At 74.2% G+C, this 1,644-nt stretch carries 2 protein-coding genes; both read left to right on the plus strand.

The features are described 5' to 3' along the window. Nucleotides 1–1,218: ABC transporter ATP-binding protein (locus tag IH13_RS0130820; protein ID WP_031089444.1), on the plus strand; the 1,218-nt coding region annotated here is incomplete at its 5' end. 149 nt (nucleotides 1,219–1,367) lie between these two features. Next, nucleotides 1,368–1,644, plus strand: a 277-nt coding sequence (locus IH13_RS0130825) for a 6TM ABC transporter family protein (protein ID WP_031089447.1), incomplete at its 3' end; no start/stop codon positions are given.

A 1,644-nucleotide genomic window follows, 5' to 3' on the forward strand; every position in this document is an offset into this window, starting at 1 on the left:
ATCCAGATCCGGACGGGCCGGTCGACGGCCGCGAGCGACACCGAGCGCGCCGCCCGCGACCACGAGGCCGCCGCGCGGGTCATCGAATACCTCCGGGCCCAGCCCGTCCTGCGGGCCGGCGGCCGGACGGCCGAACGCTTCCAGCTGCTCGACGACTCGCTCCGGGACGTCGAGCGCGCCTCCCGCCGCTCCACGTTCTCGGCGCTGCCGGGGGCGGTGGGCCTGATGTCCGCCGTGCAGGCGGTGTTCACCGGGCTGCTGGTACTGGGCGCCTACCTCGCGCTCGGCGGGGACGCCGGTGTGGCGGAGGTCCTCACGATCCTGGTCCTGGCCGCCCGCAGCGCGGACCCGCTGCTGTCGCTGTCGGACATCGGGGGCAGGCTGCGCGGCGCGCGTTCCGTGCTGGCCGGCCTCGACACGGTGCTGAGCGCCGAACCGCTGCCGGAGGCCGCCGAACCGAAGCTGCCGAAGGGCCACGCGCTGGAGTTCGAGTCCGTCACCTTCCGGCAGGGGGAGCGCACGGTCGTCGACGACGTGTCGCTGTCCGTGCCGGAAGGGCAGCGGCTCGCCGTCGTCGGACCGTCGGGCGCGGGCAAGAGCACCCTGCTGCAACTGCTCGCGCGCTTCCACGACGTGGACGCGGGCACGGTGCGGATCGGGGGCGTGGACGTGCGCGCGATCGACCCGCAGGTGCTGATGGAGAAGATCGCCATCGTCTTCCAGGACGTCTACCTCTTCGACGGCACCATCGAGGAGAACGTGCGCCTCGGCCGTCCCGACGCCGGTGAGGCCGAGGTACGGGAGGCGGCGAGGGCGGCGCGGCTGGACGAGGTGATCGCACGGCTGCCCGGCGGGTGGGCGGCGCACGTCGGCGAGGGCGGCGCCCTGCTGTCGGGCGGGGAGCGCCAACGCGTCTCGATCGCCCGGGCCCTGCTGAAGGACGCGCCCGTCGTCCTGCTGGACGAGGTGACCTCCGCGCTGGACCCGGTGAACGAGGCGGCCGTCCACGAGGGCGTCGAGCGCCTGATGGCGGGCCGGACGGTGGTGACGGTCGCCCACCGGATGCGCACCGTCCGGCGCGCCGACCGCGTCGCCTTCCTGGACGCCGGCCGGATCGTGGAGCAGGGCGGCCACGACGAGCTCCTGCGCCTCGGTGGCCGCTACGCCGAGTTCTGGGACATCTCCACGGCGGACCTCACGGGCGGCCCGGGGCGGTGACCCGCTGCCCCACCGGTGCCTCCTCCCTCCGTCCCCTCCGCTCTCCTCCCCCGGGCCGAGAAATGTTGCGGCGGGATGAAATCCACAGCTGACCGCGTTGGTGACATGCGGCAGAGCAGGTGGGCGACGGGCGGGAACAGGAGGCACCGGTGGAGGGCGCGACGGAGCAGGGAGCGGTACGGGCGGGGTGGGCCCGGCGGCTGAGCGGCTACGCGTGGCGCTACCGGCGCAACGTGATCCTGGCCCTCGGCTCGTCCCTCGCGGGCATGGGGGTGATGGCCCTCGTCCCGCTCATCACCAAGGTGATCATCGACGACGTCGTGGGCAGCCACACCCGCTCCCTCGGCGTCTGGACCGGCCTGCTGATCCTGGCCGCCCTCCTCGTGTACGCCGCCACCTACGTCCGCCGCTACTACGGCGGGCCGC

The organism is Streptomyces sp. NRRL WC-3549 (assembly GCF_000721935.1).
Classification (GTDB): Bacteria; Actinomycetota; Actinomycetes; order Streptomycetales; family Streptomycetaceae; genus Streptomyces.